The organism is Bdellovibrionales bacterium (assembly GCA_041662785.1).
GTDB lineage: Bacteria > Pseudomonadota > Alphaproteobacteria > UBA9219 > UBA9219 > UBA8914.
Genome location: JBAZRW010000009.1, coordinates 1 through 17,497 on the forward strand (window position 1 = coordinate 1; position 17,497 = coordinate 17,497).

The following is a 17,497-nucleotide window of genomic DNA, read 5'->3' on the forward strand; positions in this document are numbered from 1 at the left end:
CCTTCGCTCACTGGAAAAACAAGGTCAAAATACATCGAGGATTGAAGAAGGATCGGCGGAGAAAAATGATCAGCTTTTTGCTCTCAAAATCGTGAATCTACCCACACCTTTTGATCATTATGCCGAATTAACTGATAAGAAAAAGAAAACGGGATCCCCGCTTTCCCCCTACGCTGCTTCGCAGCTTCGGCGCGACAGGTCGCGGGGATGACAATAGAGGTATAAATTTAAAACAAAGACCGTCATGCCCGTGAAAACGGGCATCCCGTTTGGTTTCTTTCAATGAGCCAGTTTATAGGGTCGTTGGTATAAGACACAGGCCTTTAACCGGCATACGCTTTGATGTTGCGGTGAACGCGCTCGCGCACAGGCTCTCCCCCTGATGGAAAGACAAAATCCTTGCCCGTAATCGCTTCATAAAGGCTGATATACCGCGCTGAAAAGTCGACAAGTGTTTCATCGGGAATTTCAGGAATCGACTCTTTATAAGGGTCGCAGCGCTCAGCAATCCATAGACGCAAAAACTCCTTATCAAGACTTTCCGGCTCTTTGCCATCGGCATGACGCGCTTCATAAGTCGCGGCCTTCCAGTAACGGCTGCTGTCAGGCGTATGGATTTCATCGGCGATGGTTAGGCTCCCCTGTTCGTCATAGCCAAACTCATACTTTGTATCGACAAGGATCAAGCCCTGCTTCGCCGCAATTTCGCGGCCCCGCGCAAACAAAGCTAATGAGGCCTTTTCTATTTCCTGCCATTGCGCTGCCGTCAAAACCTTTCTCTCCAGAACCTCGTCCGGTGTTATGGGAACATCATGCTCGCCCATAATGCCTTTGGTTGTGGGGGTCAGAATCGTCGCAAGTAGTTTGTCATTCTTCTTCATGCCATCGGGCAGAACTACACCATAAGGCTTACGGTTACCGACATGGTACATCGACCAAATTGCCGTCGAGGTCGAGCCTGTCAGATAGTCGCGCACCACAATTTCAACGGGCAGCATGTCCAACTTGCGCGCCACAACGACGTTAGGGTCTGGATATTCGATGATGTGGTTGGGAATGATGTCCGCCGTCGCCTCAAACCAGAAACGCGCCGCCGACGTCAATACCTGCCCCTTAAAAGGAACAGCGGCCAGAACTTGATCGAACGCGCTTTGACGATCCGTAGTAATCATCAGGCGGCGATTACCGGACAAATCATAATGATCGCGCACCTTACCCCGTCCAAAGTTGGGAAGCTCAGGAAACTCGGCATCAACAAGGACATCATGAAGATGGGCACTGATAATGTTGTGTAATGTTGATTGATCGGTCATGGGTTTTTCTAATCCGTTTGTTGCGTGCGCCACTTGTCGCAGTAACGGTTGGTGATGGGATAGCGCCTATCCTTGGAAATATGGCGGCGCGTGACCTTGGGACCCGGTGGCATTTGACGGCGCTTATATTCAGCTTTATCCAGCATGGTATAAACACGGCGCACCATGGCGGGGTCATGTCCCATCATGGTTGTTTCCGCTACGGCCAAATCCTGCTCGATCAGGCAGCGCAGAATATCATCAAGTGTCGCATAGGGAGGCAAGGAATCCTGATCCTTCTGAAGAGGCCTAAGCTCAGCTGATGGCGCTTTAGTCATCACCCGCGCGGGGATCAACGTTCCCTCGCCGCCCAAAGCGCCAACGGGCTTTTTGTTGTTGCGCCAGCGCGCCAATTTGTACACTTCGGTTTTATAGACGTCTTTCAAGGGTGCGTAGCCACCGCACGTGTCGCCATAAAGCGTCGTATAGCCAACGGCAATTTCCGACTTGTTGCCGGTCGCCAGAAGCATGGAGCCGCTTTTGTTCGAAAGAGCCATCAACAGCGTGCCGCGTAGGCGGGCTTGGATATTTTCCTCAGTCACATCGGGCTGGCATCCCGCGAATTGTTCGGCGAGCAGGTGATCGAAAACCGTCATCGCCTCTTGGATAGGGATGGTATCCAAACGGCAGCCCAGCGCTGCGGCCACGGCGGCGGCATCCTCAATCGAGTCTTTTGAGGTATAGGGCGAAGGCATCATCACGGTGCGAACATTGCCCGCCCCCAAAGCATCGACGGCCAGCATGGTGGTCAAAGCGCTGTCCACGCCGCCGGAAAGGCCAACCAGAACGCTTTTAAAACCGTTCTTTAGGACATAGTCCTTTATCCCAATCATCAACGCCCGATAAATCGATTCCTCGCTTTGCGGAATGTCGGCAAGGGGTGTTTGCTCTGGCATAAGCTTGCCATCGCTGACCGCACAGGTGACTAGGGCGATCTCTTCTTCCCATGCCTTGGCTTGAACCTTAATCTGGCCATAGGCATCCATGGCAAAAGACGCGCCCTCGTACACCATCTCATCCTGTCCACCAACCTGATTGACGTAAATGAGCGATAGCGCGGTTTCGCGAATGCGTTCCCGCGCCAGATCATAGCGCTTTTGCTGCTTGCCCACCTGAAACGGACTGCCGTTCAAAACCAACAGGATCTCCGCGCCTTTGTTTTTGATGTTTTCCGTAACGCCTGAAACCCACATATCCTCGCACAATAAAACGCCAAGGCTATGGCCGCGCCACGAAAGGGGATCGGGCATTTCGCCTGCCGAAAAGAGCCTTTTTTCGTCAAAGGGGCCGTAATTGGGAAGCTCACGCTTAAATGTTTGGCCTACAATCGCCCCGCCGTCCAAAAGCAAGGCGGCGTTGTAAAGCTTTTCACCCACGGCCCACGGCGTACCCAGCAAAATCGCAGGCCCCATGGCTGTTTCTCGCGCCAGTGCGTCCACGGCCTCGCGGATCACCTTATGCAAGCGTGGCTTCAAGATGAAGTCATCGGGCGCATAGCCCGTCAAGGCCATCTCGGACGTCATGAGCAGGGAGGCTCCACGCCTTTCAGCCTCGCGCCAAGCCGTCATGATTTTGGCCGCATTCCCCGCAATATCACCCACGATAGGGTTAAGTTGCGCCAAGGCCAACGACAAGGGCTCAGTCATAGTGTGCTCCAAGAAACGTCAGAGGTTTTAGTTTATTCAGGCTTCACGGGTTGAGCCGTCGATGCGCTTAAGTCTGCGGCAGCCTTATCGATCAAGGCTTGCGCCGACTTCGTCACCAAAATGCCCGTCGCCTCGGCATCGCGCTCTGCCTCTTTGGTAAGGCAGTTCATGTAGTCCTGCATGTCCGTCACATACTTGTTGTGCGCGGCCTTTTGGGTATTAAGGTCATTCGCTGCCGCTTCGGCATCTTTGGAAAGAGCGGCAGGCGTTGCCGGCGCTGTGCATTGCGTCGATTGCCACCTGCCCCGCATATCGGCATAGGTCACGCTACCCGCCAAAACGGGCGTGGTTGCCATCAAGAGAAACAGGAAAAAGAAACTATAAAAAGCGCGCATGGATGAACCCTCCCTTTAACGTGATGTAAAGCAGGAAAACCATAGCGCTTTCACAAGGCTACGCCAACAAGTTTATTCCTCTAACCCATCGTTTCGGCGCAAGTTTTTAAGCTGTGCCGCCACCAAAAAGGCTAATTCAAGCGCTTGAGAGGCATTCAGGCGTGGATCACAGTGCGTTTCATAGCATTCCTTTAGATCATGTTCGGTGATGTCCGAGGCTCCGCCTGTGCATTCCGTGACGTTTCTGCCCGTCATTTCCAGATGGATTCCACCGGGCCAGACGCCTTCCGCCCCGCAAACGTCAAAAAAGCCTTTAACTTCGGCCAGTACCTTGCTGAAATGACGCGTTTTATAGCTTGTTGAAGTCTTTTCCGTGTTGCCGTGCATGGGGTCAGAGCACCAGACAACGTTGCGGCCCTCGGCCTTGATCCGGCGAAGGAGCGGCGGCAAGGAGGCCTCTATCTTGTCCGCGCCCATACGGGCAATGAGAGTCAGCCTCCCCGCTTCATTGGTCGGGTTAAGCATATCGATCAGGCGCAAAAGGTCTTCCACATCCAGTGATGGCCCACACTTCAGGCCAAGAGGATTATTGACGCCGCGCAAAAACTCGACATGCGCGTCATCGGGGCCGCGTGTGCGGTCGCCTATCCACAGCATATGCGCGGAAACGTCGTACCAATCGCCTGTCGTGCTGTCCACGCGGGTAAGCGCTTGCTCATAGGGGAGCAGCAAGGCCTCATGCGAGGTGAAGAACTCTGTCTCGCGGATCGAAGGCGTTGTCTCGCCGTTAATGCCGCACGCCCTCATGAAGGCGAGAGCCTCGCCGATGCGGTTGGAGACATCCTGATAACGCTCGGCCTGCAAATCGCCCGCGACGAAATCAAGGTTCCAGCTATGCACTTTATGCAGATCGGCATAGCCGCCTTGCGCAAAAGCCCTAAGAAGGTTTAGCGTCGCGGCGGATTGATTGTACACTTGCATCATGCGTTCGGGATCGGGAATGCGAGCCTCTGGCGTAAAATCAAGGCCATTGATGATGTCGCCGCGATAGCTGGGAAGGCTCACTTCGCCCCGTGTTTCGCTGTCGTCTGAGCGCGGCTTAGCAAACTGCCCCGCCATGCGACCCACCTTGACGACGGGGATGGAGCCGCCAAACGTCAGCACCACGGCCATCTGCAAAATCACGCGGAAGGAGTCGCGAATGTTGGCCGCGCTGAACTCGGCAAAGCTTTCGGCGCAGTCGCCGCCTTGAAGCAAAAAAGCGTTTCCTGCGGCCACTTGCGCCAGTCCTTTTTTCAGACGTCTCGCCTCGCCCGCAAAAACCAAGGGTGGCTGTTTGGCCAAGCGCGTTTCAACCCCCGCGACTTTTTCTAGGTCGGGATAGGTAGGCTGCTGCAAAACTTTTTTCGTGCGCCATGTTTGGGGAGACCAGTCGGTGTGTTTCATGATTTTTGCCTATGCGTAATAAGGAGCCGGTGATCCGGTGGTTTTGTGTTTTAATAATGGGGGTGAGCAGCGTTGTTTATGATCCGGTTTTACCGGAACCAATAACCAAAATAAAAGCCATAAACGCCACCAGCAAAGGCGCGTTTTTGAACGGCTGTTAAAGATGATTCTGGACTTGTCATGGGATGACTATACTCGGTCTATGGGCTAGGCGCAATCCCGACCGCGTGTTTTTTGTGGGAAAGAGAATCCATATAGGCCACGACTCGTTCAATGTTGGGATTAAAATACTTGGCCCCTTGGGATTGGAAGCCATTTCCTGCCACGCCCTTGACAAAAGACCGAAAGTTTCTGGTGGAAAGGGGCTTGTCCCATTCTAGGCCAAGCTTCTCATTCTCCTTGCAGGCCTGTGGACCCGTAAGGCCGATGGCGGGAAGCAAATCGGCATCGCCCAACATCTTGGCTTTTTCGGCTACATCGGGACGCAGGCCTTCGGGGTAAGCCTTGACCATATCTTCTGCTCTGCCTGCCAAATCCGTCCATCGCAGCATAGTTTGAATGTCACGGATTGTTTGATCATCGACCCACGCCGCTTTAAAGAGGGGACGGGCATAGGCCATAGACTTATCCTCAAGACGAAAAGGTATGTGTTTCCCATTGACGGTATTGGTGCTGCCGTCATGGTTGACGTCATGGATCATCGCCGCGATAAGAAGGTCCAAAGGCGGAGGCTGTATCCCCTTCCTGTCAGACAGTTGGCTGATAACAAAAGTGTTGATTAAAACCTGCTTTAAGTGGTCGGCGTTGTGATAATCGTTGTTGAGATGATGGGCGGATAAATCCGAGTCTAACTGTAACGCGGTTAATTTTCCCGCTTCGTATAAGGTGGGATTGCCGCCCTGCCCGCCATAAGAGCAAAGATCAAAAAGAGTGCTAAAGGATGCCGCATTAATCGTTTTATAGGCATTCGTAATTTCAAAGGCTAACGCCCAGCACGGCACGGATTGATCGCGGCATAACGCGCTCAAATGCTCAATCGTTTTTTTTGTCGTCAATATGTTCTTGTCGATCATTTTTCCACCACGCGCCATTATAGCATTTACACCTTTATTTTTAGTATAAATTGCACGGGGGATCACATAACCACTTTATAAATATGACTTATTTGGCCTTAGCCCTACTCCACCGTTACGCTTTTGGCGAGGTTACGGGGTTGGTCAACGTCCGTTCCTTTGGCCAGAGCGGTGTAATAGGCCAGAAGCTGCACAGGGATGGTGTAGAGGATCGGTGCGACGACAGGATGGCATTCCGGCAACGTCGTCACCCAATAAGGTTTGCTGCCCATGTTCGCAAGGCCAGCCTTATCGGTGAAGAGAACAACCTTACCACCACGCGCGACAACTTCCTGAATGTTGGATGCTGTTTTGTCGAACAGCGCATCATGCGGCGCGACGACGACAACGGGCATTGTTTCATCAATCAGCGCAATGGGGCCGTGTTTCAGTTCGCCCGCCGGATAGCCTTCCGCATGAATGTACGAGATTTCTTTAAGTTTGAGAGCGCCTTCCAACGCGACGGGATACATCAGGCCACGCCCTAGATATAGCACGTCTTTCGCATCGCAAATCTTTTGCGCCAACTCCTGAATCTTGTGATCTTCGCGCAAGACGTCGTTGAGCTTGGCTGGAACCTCGCGCAAGGCTTGCAGAATTTCGGCAATTTTCGCCTCATCCATTGCGCCGCGCGCCTTCGCCGCATCCAGCGCCAGACACAGCAAAACCGTTAGCTGCGTTGTAAAGGCTTTGGTAGAGGCCACAGAGATTTCGGGGCCGCAAAGCGTCGCGACCATCGCATCCGCTTGCCGCGCAATGGTGCTGTGTTGTGCGTTGACGACGGCCAGAATCTTTTGCCCGTGTTGCTTCGCATAGTTCAAGGCGGCAAGCGTGTCCGCTGTCTCGCCCGATTGTGAGATGACGATCATCGCGCCCCCGTCAGCCATTGGGGATTGGCGATAGCGGAACTCCGAGGCGACATCGATCTCGACGGAAAGGCCAGCCAACTGCTCAAACCAGTACTTCGCCACCATGCCCGCATAGGACGCCGTTCCGCACGCCACGATGGTCAGGCGCGGGAGGTTTTTCCAATCAAACGGCAAAGGCGGCATCGAGAGGCGGTTGTCGGTGGTCACAAGCGCGTTCATCGTATCGCCGATCACGGCGGGCTGCTCAAAAATCTCTTTAAGCATAAAGTGGCGATATTCGCCCTTGCCAATGACCGCGCCGGAAAGCGCCGTTTCCTGAATCTTGCGCTCGACGATGTTGTCGTCCTTGTCGTGAACGACGGCTTTGCCCGCCGTCAGCTCGACCCAGTCGCCTTCCTCCATATAGGATATGCGGTTGGTTAGCGGTGCGAGCGCCAGCGCGTCCGAGCCCAAATACATTTCCGTACCGCCATAGCCGATGGCCAGTGGGCTGCCTCGCCGTGCGCCGATGAGCAGGCCATCATGTCCCGTAAAGATAATGGCGAGGGCAAACGCGCCCTCTAGCCGTTTAAGGGCTTTGGCTGTCGCGTCTTGGGGTGTCAGGCCGCTTTGCAAATAGTCCGTAATCAGGTGAGCGATGCTTTCCGTATCCGTCTCGGACTTGAAGACGTGGCCTTTGGCCTCTAGCTCTTTACGCAGATCGCGATAGTTTTCGATAATGCCGTTATGGACGACCGCGACTTGTGAGGAAAAATGGGGATGCGCGTTATCCTCTGTCGGGCGGCCATGCGTGGCCCAGCGTGTGTGACCAATGCCAACCTCACCCGCCAGAGGCTCGTTCCCAACTTTATCGGCTAGCGCCTGAAGCTTGCCCACGGCGCGGCGCGTTTCAATGCAGCCGTTAACCAAAGTCGCCACGCCCGCGCTGTCATAGCCTCGGTACTCCAGCCGCCTCAGGCCATCCACAAGTAAACCGACCACAGGACGCTGCGCCAAGATACCAACAATACCACACATGAGAGAACGACTCCTTATAGAAAAAGGAAGGATATAAGCTGTCACCTTTTTGCCCCTGCCCGCGCCTCTTGGCAATCCCCCTGCCCGTCAACTTGCACGACAAAATGTTACGGATAGAGGCAAAAACAGCTTGATTAACCAATCTTTTTTTACTTGCGACCTTGTCATGGGGCTATTCTCATGCAACATTTCACCGATTTCGCCGCACAACCCTATTCGTAAGAGGTATTTACATGACCGACGCCAACAACGTAGAGCTTTATCAAGCTATTCAAAAAGAATTTCAGGAGCTTTATGCCCTTACGATAAATTACCCTAAGGATGGGAAAAAGGATCCCTGTTCCTTTACCCAAGTTGCGGACATGGTTGTGATTCATTTGGATACAACGCCAGAATCACATTTTGTGGATTCGGGGTTCAACGCCATCAAAGAATTTAAGAAAGTTCTTTCGGATGTTAGCCTTCCCAAAACAGATATCAAAGAGGAATATAGCTACATTCCTGCAGGCTTTCATCACCCAATGTCAATAGAACCAACCATTTCCCGTGAGATGCCCAAGGCTTCCGTTCATGGCCGCGCTATCAAGAATGTAAAAAGCGACATGACGCTGACTCTTTCTTTTGCTCCAGAGAGTTTGGACCTTATCGCTCGCGCTCATCGCTTGGCTCTTTATAGAAAAGCCCACGCCAAATTGACAGCGGTTCATCAAGAAGTTGCGCAATTGGTGGGGACTCTTCCCAAGGAAGAACGCTGCGCTTTCATGAAAAATATTCTCAATGCGCAAGGTTTAGGAAGACTGCGTGATTTGGGAATGCGATAGTCAGCTAAGGTTTCTTCGCTAAACCCATTGACCTTTGAAAAATCTTTTATCAGGAGAATGAACGATGTTTGAAGAAAAAAAGGATACGGCGCTTTCTGCTAAAATTGTGGAGGCTTTCAAAACATTCCATGAATTTGCTATAACATCTTTGATACAGGATAATAAACACCTAGAGATATCGAGCGTATTTCTACATCATGAAATAGACGGCAAAATCACTTTTTACGTTAAAACGCCGGTCAAATCTTTTAACGCTGTTTCTGGGATCCCTCCTGTGCTTGATCTCTTTAGCAAAACATTAAAAGCATATTTTCCTGCCACAGAAAGTAAATTGAATAGTCTTTTGAAGGGAAGCGGTTCTCGCATAGCGCAGGAGATGGTTATTCCCTGTGCTTCCAATAACCTTTCGCTTATATACATGCAGGAGGCCTATAGCGCCTTTCGGGTCAAGCTTGCTTGTCAGGCGTTTGAGCCTTTTCTCGATCAGGTCAGCAAAATGGCACCATCGATCAGGGAAGGCATGGCAACATTGGAGAAAATTGAGCAATCCTATCCACGGCCTGTGCGTCAACGCTTCCGCAATATGGTCAAGAATACTGTCACGATATGTACGGCTAGGGGTCTTGATCTTTAAGCGGTCTCTGGACTTTAGAAATTCCGGTACGCCAGCGCAAATCCCCTCGGGGATGGGATGACCGTAAGGTCTAAGGCGCGTTCTGGCTTAGCGACATTGCCGATGGTTTTATCGCCCGTCGAGGCGACGTTTTGGATATAGTACGTCCCGCGATAGCCTGCCGTATCCAAAAACGCGATCATCCACGCCAAGTCTTTTTCATCCAGCAAGTCGGGATGAACCGTCGTGCGGATTTCAAAAGTGATGGCAGAAGCCGCCGCCTCTATCAACAGTCCCAGACTTTGCGTAAACGGCTCCCATAATTTGGCTGTGCCGACCAACTTTTCTGCTTTTTCTGGTGGGCATTTGAAGTCCATGGCGACGTAATCCGCAAGCCCCTCGTCCAGCAGCCCACGCAGCACTTCGGGGCGCGAGCCGTTGGTATCCAACTTGATTTTAAAGCCCATCGTCTTTACGCGGCGCATCAGATCGGGCAGCCCCGCATACAGCGTCGCCTCACCGCCCGAAAACACAACGGCGCTGAGTTTACCAATGCGCTTTTCAAGAAAAGAGATGATCTCGTCGTCCTCTTTCTCGCCTTTCCCCAAAACGATGTTGGGGTTATGGCAATACGCGCAACGCATATTGCACCCCGCCACCCAAACGATGCAGGACATCTCATTCGGATAATCGAGGAGGGAGAACGGGGTTATGTCGTAAAGAGAAGGCATGTCCAGAGTCCAGAGTTCAGAGTTCGATGATTGGAGCGTCAAAAGAGAAAGGGGGAAAGGGTTATTTTCCCTTCCCCCCCCTAAACTCTGAGTTCCGATCTCTGAACTCTAGTTGCAGCAACCTGTTGTGCAGGTGTGATGTTTGCGGATAGCGTCCTCGGTGAAGTGGACGCGCTCACGATGTTCACCCTTCTTGCCGATGTTAAAGCTGTCCACGGGACGGAAGTAGCCCATCACGCGAGTCCAGACCTGTGTCGTTTCACCGCAATGCGGGCATGTGGGTTGTTCGCCCTTCAGATAGCCATGCTCATCGCAGACCGAAAAGACTGGCGTGATCGTGATATAAGGCAGCTGATAGTTGGTCAAAACCGCCTTCACGAACTGACGGCACGAGTCCGCGGTATCCAGCTTTTCGTTCATGTACATGTGCAAAACTGTGCCGCCCGTGTACTTGCATTGCAGCTTGTTTTGCAGGTCCAAGGCTTCGAACGGATCCTCGGTGCAGCTGGCGGGAAGCTGGCTGCTGTTCGTGTAGTAGATGTTCGGGCCGCTGCCGGACTGCTTGATGCCGGGGAAGCGTTTTAAATCTTCCTTGGCAAAGCGATACGTTGCGCCTTCAGCGGGAGAGGCTTCCAGATTGTACAGGTTGCCTGACTCTTCTTGATAGGTGCGCAGACGGGCGCGGATATGATCCAAAAGGCGCAGCGTGAGCGCAATGCCTTCTTGGTCGGTCATGTCGTGCTTACCGTCCGTGAAGTTTTCAATCATCTCGTTCATGCCATTGACGCCAATGGTGCTGAAGTGATTGCGGAAGCTTGACAGATAACGGCGGCTATAGGGATACAGGCCGCGTTCGAACATTTCGTTCACAAAGACGCGCTTTTTTTCTAGCGTGCTTTTGGCCATATCCATCAGGCGTTCGATCTCGGCGATCAAGCCCGTCTCGTTGCCCTTAAACTTGTGGCCAAGACGCGCCATGTTCAGCGTGACAACACCGATGGAGCCCGTCATTTCGGCAGAGCCAAACAGGCCGTTGCCGCGCTTTTGAAGCTCGCGTAAGTCCAGTTGCAAGCGGCAGCACATCGAGCGCACCGCGTTGGGCTTATAGGCTTCGGGGTTCTCAATCAGTTTGCCGTTTTCGTCCAGCTTATATTGGCTACCAATAAAGTTCTGGAAGTACGAGCTTCCCACCTTGGCGGCGTTTTCAAAGATCGCATCGGCGATTTTGTTATTCCAGTCGAACTGCTCGGTGATGTTGACCGTTGGAATCGGGAATGTGAAGGGTTGGCCTGTGCTGTCGCCCTCTGTCATTACGTCATAGTAGGCGAGGATGATGCGCTCCATCTCTGGAACAAAGTCGGCATAGGTCATTTCCGACAGATTTTTCAGCTCAGGACGACGGTATTTCGCCAACGCAAAGAGCCTGTCCGCCTCGCCTGACTTCAGGCTGGCAAAAAGATGCTCGCCACGCGCCATCGGCATCTGGGGCTTCAAATCGTCGGGAACCGTGATGTCGAGCGTCACGTTCGTAAAGGGCGACTGCCCCCAACGTGCCGGAACATTCAGGTTATAGACAAATTGGCGGATCGCCTTGCGGATTTCGGCGTCATCCAATTGATCGCGGAAAACATAAGGAGCCAGATAGGTATCAAACGACGAGAAAGCCTGAGCGCCAGCCCATTCGGACTGCAAGATGCCAAGGAAGTTGGCCATCTGGCCCAAGGCCTCGCGGAAGTGGCGGGGAGGACGTGAGGACACGCGACCCGTGACGCCATTAAAGCCTTCGCTAAGAAGTTGACGCAGACTCCAACCCGCGCAGTAACCAGCAAGGCTGTCCAGATCGTGGATGTGATAATCGCCCTCGCGGTGCGCCGCACCCTCTTCTTGCGTATAGACCTGATCCAACCAGAAATTGGCGATCACTTTGCCCGCAAGGTTGTTGACGAGGCCAGCATGGCTATAGCCGACATTGGCGTTGGCGTTGATGCGCCAATCGGACTTAGAGAGATACTCGTCCACAGACTCAGAACAATTGATTTTTGTTCCCGTATTTTGTTGTTCTTGATCCGACGAAGCAGGACGCGGTTCAAACGGGATAACTTGAGCTGTAGCGAGATCGAGCATGCATTCCCCCCAAGGACTTCTTGTTGAAGTCGTTTAGTATTTTTGTGTGCACCCACAAGATGAGGGTGGCTTGAGATCATTTAAACACAAAATGTAGTGTGGTCTATTGATCTATGTCAAGTTTAAACAAAAAGATTGGTTAATGGAGATGACCAAAGATTAACCCCTAATTGCCACGATTATGACATGATTCAACCTATCAGCCTATTGGTACGGATTCGTATCAATCGCTGAACTCTTAATAGCACAAAAGGAGTCAAAAATAAATCGACCAACAGCCAAGGAAGGGACGAATTCTGGGGATGGAACTGGGGGTAAAAAGGGGAGAGGTGGCCTACAAGGATATGCCGTCATAACGCCTTATCCCCATCAAAAACAGTTGTATTGTAAGGGTGTTTAGGGGATCGAAACGAAACTTTTGCCTTCTTTTCCATGATAAAAGCCATTGATGAATGTGACTGATTCCATAAGGGTTTTCAAAGAGCTAAGAGCCGATTCGGGGTCGATCAGGGCGTCCAGAAAATTGCGATAGATCCGACTCACGCTCACCATGTCGCAATTTTGAGGCGAAAGGCGGAAATGCGTGACGCCAGCCTCTGCCATCTCGTGCATTTCATTCAATAATACAACATAGCCGCGCGTAAGGGTTTGCGTGCCGTTGACACTCAAAATGGGCTGTCCCGTGATGGTGTCGACATCAAGACCATCGGGATCGTTCTCGCAAACCTTGCGGCAATGATCTTTATCTCGGCCATGGGCGCGGGCGTGATAGCATCGCATCGAGAGTGCCAAAGACTGCCGCCCAGAGACTTGGACTTCGGTTTGAAGAGATTCAATCGGATGGGGTTTAGGCGATTGGTTGGCATAAACACAGTCGTCATCCCGCTGAAAAGCGGGATCCAGCTGCGCGTCGTCCGCCGCGCATAAGAGTCTTTTGCCGCGCAGACGCGCGGCGCTGGATACCGGCCTTCGCCGGTATGACGGTGGTGTTTGCGTCGCGTCCGCTCCTCGCAATGACGACGAATAATTAGCCAACGTCCCAATCGCCTTGCCCGACATCTCTGAGGCAAAAACGACACGCACCGCGCCACGGGCGGCCATAGCCGCCAACGTGCCTTCGTTCATCACGTTGATCATGGGGCCAACAATAAAAGGTTTCCCCTTCAAAAGCTGCAAGGCCGACACGTCGTTGGCCTCAACAAGGCGATCGCCTGATGCCTTTTCGCGCAGGGCTTCCATCTCTCGCGGCAAGGTCAGCAACGCCAGCGAAGACACGACGACCTGCTTGCCCGCTTTTTCCAGTCTTTCGAGAACCTCATCAAGGTAAGGATTGAAAAAAGGCTCGCGCTTTGAGCACACGACTTCACCCACATAAACGCAATCAATAGGGGCTTCATCCGCAATGCGGAAATAGAAATCCCGCTTCTTTTCCGGTGGCCAATTATAGAATAACGGCCCAAGGGTGAGTTTAGCTGAGGGCATTATCGCCATCCCTTCTGATACGCGCCAAGGGTTTGCTGCCCCCCTTCGGCAAGTTGATGCAGTGCGCCTGTATCAATATCGGTTTCGCCAGCCGCAAGAGCATCCAAAACGTGCCGAAAGGAACTGACGACCTGCGTGACGTAGGCGCGCGAGCGTTGCCGTCCCTCGATCTTCAGCGCCGTCACTCCCGCCGCTTTCAGTTGTGGCAAAATATCGATCACGTTCCAGCCCACCGGTTCCTCAAACAAATAAGAAGGTTGCCCCAGCGCCACATAGCGCCCTTTGCATGGCGTGGGATAGGAAGCAGCCTCATCCTTGCCAAAGCGGTTGAGCGTCACGTCACCAAGGCAGGCAAGGCGGCAGCCGCCCTCTTCTTCCTTATAGGCGACATGGCTGGCGGGGGCACAAGCGCCCGCGTGGCTGGGCGACAAGCCCGTCATGTAGGAGGATAGGAAGCACCTGCCCTCGGACATGGTGCCGACGCTGCCAAAGCAGAAAACTTCCGTTTCGATGCGGATTTCGCCGATAATCGCGGCCACTTCCTCTACCGACAAAACACGCGGCAAAACGACGCGTTTGATGTCGAAATTGTCACGATAAAAGGCGATAGAAAGCGGGTTTGAAGCCGCCGCTTGCACCGATAAATGCCGCCTTAGGTTCTGATGCTTGCGCGTGGCGTAATCCAAAAGGCCAATGTCAGCCATGATCACGGCATCCGCGCCTATCGCCGCCGCGTTGTCGATGGCCGCATGCCACGGCTCTGGCTCGCCCGCGAGGGGAAAGGTGTTGATGGCGACCAGCAGCTTGCGCCCGCGTTCGTGGGCATAGGCTGCGCCTTCGGCCATTTCCTCAACATCGAAGTTAAGGCCCGGATAATTGCGCGCGTTCGTAGCATCGCGGAAGCCGCAATAGACCGTATCCGCGCCCGCATCGATGGCAGCGCGAAGCGCGGCGGGCGTTCCCGCAGGGCAAACAAGTTCAAGATACGGAGGTTTCATGAACCCTCTTCATTCGTTCATAAAGGCGCGATCCCAGCGTATCCGCCAACGATAAGAAAAAGCCAGCCGATTTCGCGAAAGGCCCAAAAAGCGACAGGATTTCGGCCATAAGATCGATTTCCTCGCGGTCTAACGTATTGCGAAGGCCAACGATTACAGACGTATCCCCCACAACCTGTATAGCGCGGGAGAAAAAGAGCGTGTCGCCATCCGCCTGCCCCTCCATCATCGCGATCAAGTCCTGAAGCGAGCCTGTGATCGTGGCATCGGCTTGGCACTGTTCGTGAGGGGTAAGGACAGAAAAGGTCACAGGCGCTTGCCCCAGCGTCAGGGCAAAACGATAAGGCGTGTCCGTCGGCGCAAAGATCACAACAGCTTCGCTCAACCGCGCGAGGTTAGCGAACAGCTTGGGGTGGCGCCTGCGGATACGCTGCACGACGATTTCAGTCGTTCGCGCGACGAGAAGCGGCGGCGCGGCCATAAGCGCCATTTTCGCCAATGGCAAAGGAAAGGATCGTTTTTTCATCAAAGAACCATAGCAGAGTTTATAAGACCTTCAAAATAGGTGTCATCCGTCATCCTTATCTCGTCATCCCAAGACCCCGCTACGCCAAGGCTTCGCAGGGCAGGCATTTTCTCTTCGCCCTCTTGGGCTTCGCGGAGCAGGTAGCGGATGGCGCGCAAGCGTCAGACGCTCCCCTCTCGTCATCCCGCACAGCGGATGGCGCGCAAGCGCCAGACGCGTGATGCGGGATCCACAGAGGACTGGGGGCGATACGGCGGTTTTTGGCGGCAAGAAATGAGCTTTCAACTGGGTCCCGCATCTACGCCTTGCGCTATGCACAAGGCTTCGTGCGGGATGACGGAAGGGCTTATTATCGAAAATACAGCTTGCCTCATGTCTTGATATAGATCAAGAATAATGACTATTCCAACCACCTTATAAAAAGGCTTTCCTTTGCCAAACGCCTTGCTCCCTACCCTGTCCTTGCTGGCCGCTCTTCAAAAAGAGCGCGGCATAGCCCTTGTTGAATATGCGCTCACGGATGCGAGTGATATTCTGCCCTTTGAGGATCAGGCCCTCCTTACGCATAAGGAGCTTGTCCTTGCGCAAAAGAACAATCTTGATTTTTGGGTTCTGTTGCCAGAGCGCTTTTTTGAAAGCTTTGCCGAGCGTAATAATGCCACGTTTCGTAAGGAACTTTCGCATGACGCTCTCATCGAATGGTATCTCTTCAATTTAGAGCAGCCCATCTACCAACTGGCCTTAGGTCATCTGGCCAATCATGCTGGTTTTAGTCCCTCTCAGACCAGTGCTTTTATCCATTTTTTGGCCTCGCTTCGGTATTTAAGCCAATTACGCGACAGTGGCCTTTCCATCTATCACAAGGCCGAGATCCTGCCTGTTGATGTCAACCGGATGAAGAATATGGCTCTCTCCTGCCTGTCACGAGAGCGCCTTTTTATGGGTCTTGCCGACGAAAAACTAAGGCTTTGGATGGACGAAGCCCGTGCTCCATCCGCGGCCACCATCGGAAAAATGGATCAGGTTCTTCGGAAAATCAGGGATGGTTATAGCAAAGGGGTTGTGGCGGAAAACCCGATGTCAGCATGGCTGTCCTTATTCAACGACGAGATCGCGCAACGCTATGAATCTTTCATGATGACCCTTTCCCGTCTGACCAATGAAAACAAAGGCGGCGATACAGGCTATAATAGGGGCGTCTCGCTTGAGAGCGACATAGAACAACAATGGGACGTTATTCAAGCGCACCCCCTCTTCCGTGGTCTTTCCGAGGTCGCTCTGCGCAATGTTTTGAAAGGGGCAAAACTTATTGATGTCGATAAAAATACGGTTCTCTTTGCGCAAGGCGATCCGATTTCCCGTTTTATCATTGTTCTTGAGGGTTGGGCGCGTAGCTATAAAACAAGCGCCGACGGACAGGAATCTGTCTTGCAGATTTTGGGAAGAAAAGACTGCATGATGGATCATGCTCTTATGACGGCTTCTTTGGCCCCCTTCACCCTTAAAACTTTTACAAAAGGGCGCATCCTCTCTCTTTCCCTTTCGACGCTGACCGATCATCTTTCGCGCAATCGCGAATTATCGCAAAATCTTTTGCTGGCCTCAACGACACGACTGCAAAGATTGGTCAGTCACTTTGAGCAGATAACGCTTCGCACAGCCGAGCAACGCGTCGGCTGGTTTCTGGTCAACCTCTATCTGGAAACGGGGTTAGAGGGAGAACCCCTTAAACTGCCTTTTGATAAGGCGTTGATCGCGTCCTATTTGAACATAAAGCCTGAAACGTTCTCACGCGTTTTAAAGCAATTTAAACAGCGTGGGTTTCTCATCGATAAACACCAAATTACGATGCCAGAATCGCATGCCTTATGCGAATACTGCGATCCGGACATGGCCTTGCGTTGTTGCCGCGCCGAGGCCGCCAATTGCGCCCCTATCCAAGCGGCGCGTCGGGCACGGGGAGAGGTATAAGATTGAGCTGCGTATAGCCTATCTCCGATAAAGTGATCATAAAAAAAGAAAACAAACGGGATTCCCGCTTTGCCCTTTCGCCCGCCGCAAGCGCGGCGGGACGAGGGCGCGGGAATGACAGGATTTATGTTTTAATTTAAACCCTTACCGTCATCCCCGCGAAAGCGGGGATCCCGTTTTTTTGAATCATTTTATCTGACGTAGGCTATAGATATGGCGAGACAAGAGGCGCGAAGAGAAAGTTTTCTGGGAAGACGTCGGTGGACAAGGTTAGAAAAACGCTCCTCTCTCCTGAAACTTCCCCAAATTTAGCTTTTCCAAAAAGATGATTCAGAAAAGTGTTTGTTTTCAATGGGATAGATGGGGTCGTCGATTTTGACAAAATCGTTATATT

The 17,497-nt window shown here is 52.6% G+C and carries 16 protein-coding genes; 4 read left to right on the top strand and 12 right to left on the bottom strand.

Going from position 1 to position 17,497, the window contains the following annotated elements; all coding sequences use genetic code 11:
* Positions 1 to 211: hypothetical protein (locus WC612_06810; protein ID MFA6280483.1), on the top strand; the 211-nt coding region annotated here is incomplete at its 5' end.
* A gap of 112 nt (positions 212 to 323) precedes the next feature.
* Here WC612_06810 and WC612_06815 read toward each other — a convergent pair.
* The 6 genes from WC612_06815 to glmS form a co-directional block, all read right to left on the bottom strand.
* On the bottom strand, positions 324 to 1,313 hold the full coding sequence (locus WC612_06815; GenBank protein MFA6280484.1) for a phosphoribosylaminoimidazolesuccinocarboxamide synthase: 990 nt from the start codon (positions 1,311 to 1,313) through the stop codon (positions 324 to 326).
* An 8-nt stretch (positions 1,314 to 1,321) separates the two neighbouring features.
* Positions 1,322 to 2,998, bottom strand: a complete 1,677-nt coding sequence (locus WC612_06820; GenBank protein MFA6280485.1) for an NAD+ synthase — start codon at positions 2,996 to 2,998, stop codon at positions 1,322 to 1,324.
* A 32-nt stretch (positions 2,999 to 3,030) separates the two neighbouring features.
* Complete coding sequence (locus tag WC612_06825) at positions 3,031 to 3,393, bottom strand: hypothetical protein (GenBank protein ID MFA6280486.1); 363 nt, start codon at positions 3,391 to 3,393, stop codon at positions 3,031 to 3,033.
* Between the two features lie 72 nt (positions 3,394 to 3,465).
* On the bottom strand, positions 3,466 to 4,839 hold the full coding sequence (locus WC612_06830; protein MFA6280487.1) for a 3-deoxy-7-phosphoheptulonate synthase class II: 1,374 nt from the start codon (positions 4,837 to 4,839) through the stop codon (positions 3,466 to 3,468).
* A gap of 200 nt (positions 4,840 to 5,039) precedes the next feature.
* Positions 5,040 to 5,930, bottom strand: a complete 891-nt coding sequence (locus WC612_06835; GenBank protein MFA6280488.1) for a hypothetical protein — start codon at positions 5,928 to 5,930, stop codon at positions 5,040 to 5,042.
* 86 nt (positions 5,931 to 6,016) lie between these two features.
* The gene (gene glmS / locus WC612_06840; GenBank protein MFA6280489.1) at positions 6,017 to 7,837 is read right to left on the bottom strand and encodes a glutamine--fructose-6-phosphate transaminase (isomerizing); all 1,821 of its coding nucleotides are present in this window, start codon (positions 7,835 to 7,837) and stop codon (positions 6,017 to 6,019) included.
* A 161-nt stretch (positions 7,838 to 7,998) separates the two neighbouring features.
* Between glmS and WC612_06845 the strand changes: the two genes are divergently transcribed.
* Complete coding sequence (locus WC612_06845) at positions 7,999 to 8,658, top strand: hypothetical protein (GenBank protein MFA6280490.1); 660 nt, start codon at positions 7,999 to 8,001, stop codon at positions 8,656 to 8,658.
* A 64-nt stretch (positions 8,659 to 8,722) separates the two neighbouring features.
* Positions 8,723 to 9,292 (top strand): hypothetical protein, encoded by a 570-nt coding sequence (locus tag WC612_06850; GenBank protein ID MFA6280491.1) that lies wholly within the window; start codon positions 8,723 to 8,725, stop codon positions 9,290 to 9,292.
* A 14-nt stretch (positions 9,293 to 9,306) separates the two neighbouring features.
* Here WC612_06850 and WC612_06855 read toward each other — a convergent pair whose 3' ends face one another.
* The 6 genes from WC612_06855 to WC612_06880 form a co-directional block, all read right to left on the bottom strand.
* Positions 9,307 to 10,002, bottom strand: a complete 696-nt coding sequence (locus tag WC612_06855) for an anaerobic ribonucleoside-triphosphate reductase activating protein (GenBank protein MFA6280492.1) — start codon at positions 10,000 to 10,002, stop codon at positions 9,307 to 9,309.
* Between the two features lie 108 nt (positions 10,003 to 10,110).
* Complete coding sequence (locus WC612_06860; GenBank protein MFA6280493.1) at positions 10,111 to 12,126, bottom strand: ribonucleoside triphosphate reductase; 2,016 nt, start codon at positions 12,124 to 12,126, stop codon at positions 10,111 to 10,113.
* 396 nt (positions 12,127 to 12,522) lie between these two features.
* Positions 12,523 to 13,608: a U32 family peptidase gene (locus WC612_06865; GenBank protein MFA6280494.1), complete on the bottom strand. Its 1,086-nt coding sequence runs from the start codon at positions 13,606 to 13,608 to the stop codon at positions 12,523 to 12,525.
* Positions 13,608 to 14,606 (bottom strand): peptidase U32 family protein, encoded by a 999-nt coding sequence (locus WC612_06870; protein MFA6280495.1) that lies wholly within the window; start codon positions 14,604 to 14,606, stop codon positions 13,608 to 13,610. Before WC612_06870 ends, WC612_06865 begins: the two co-directional genes overlap by 1 nt.
* Complete coding sequence (locus tag WC612_06875) at positions 14,587 to 15,132, bottom strand: SCP2 sterol-binding domain-containing protein (protein MFA6280496.1); 546 nt, start codon at positions 15,130 to 15,132, stop codon at positions 14,587 to 14,589. The genes WC612_06870 and WC612_06875 overlap by 20 nt, the downstream gene beginning before the upstream one ends.
* Positions 15,132 to 15,290: a hypothetical protein gene (locus tag WC612_06880; protein ID MFA6280497.1), complete on the bottom strand. Its 159-nt coding sequence runs from the start codon at positions 15,288 to 15,290 to the stop codon at positions 15,132 to 15,134. The genes WC612_06875 and WC612_06880 overlap by 1 nt, the downstream gene beginning before the upstream one ends.
* 274 nt (positions 15,291 to 15,564) lie before the next feature.
* Between WC612_06880 and WC612_06885 the strand changes: the two genes are divergently transcribed.
* Positions 15,565 to 17,103, top strand: coding sequence for a Crp/Fnr family transcriptional regulator (locus WC612_06885; GenBank protein ID MFA6280498.1), 1,539 nt, complete (start codon positions 15,565 to 15,567; stop codon positions 17,101 to 17,103).
* Positions 17,104 to 17,497 lie beyond the last annotated feature (394 nt).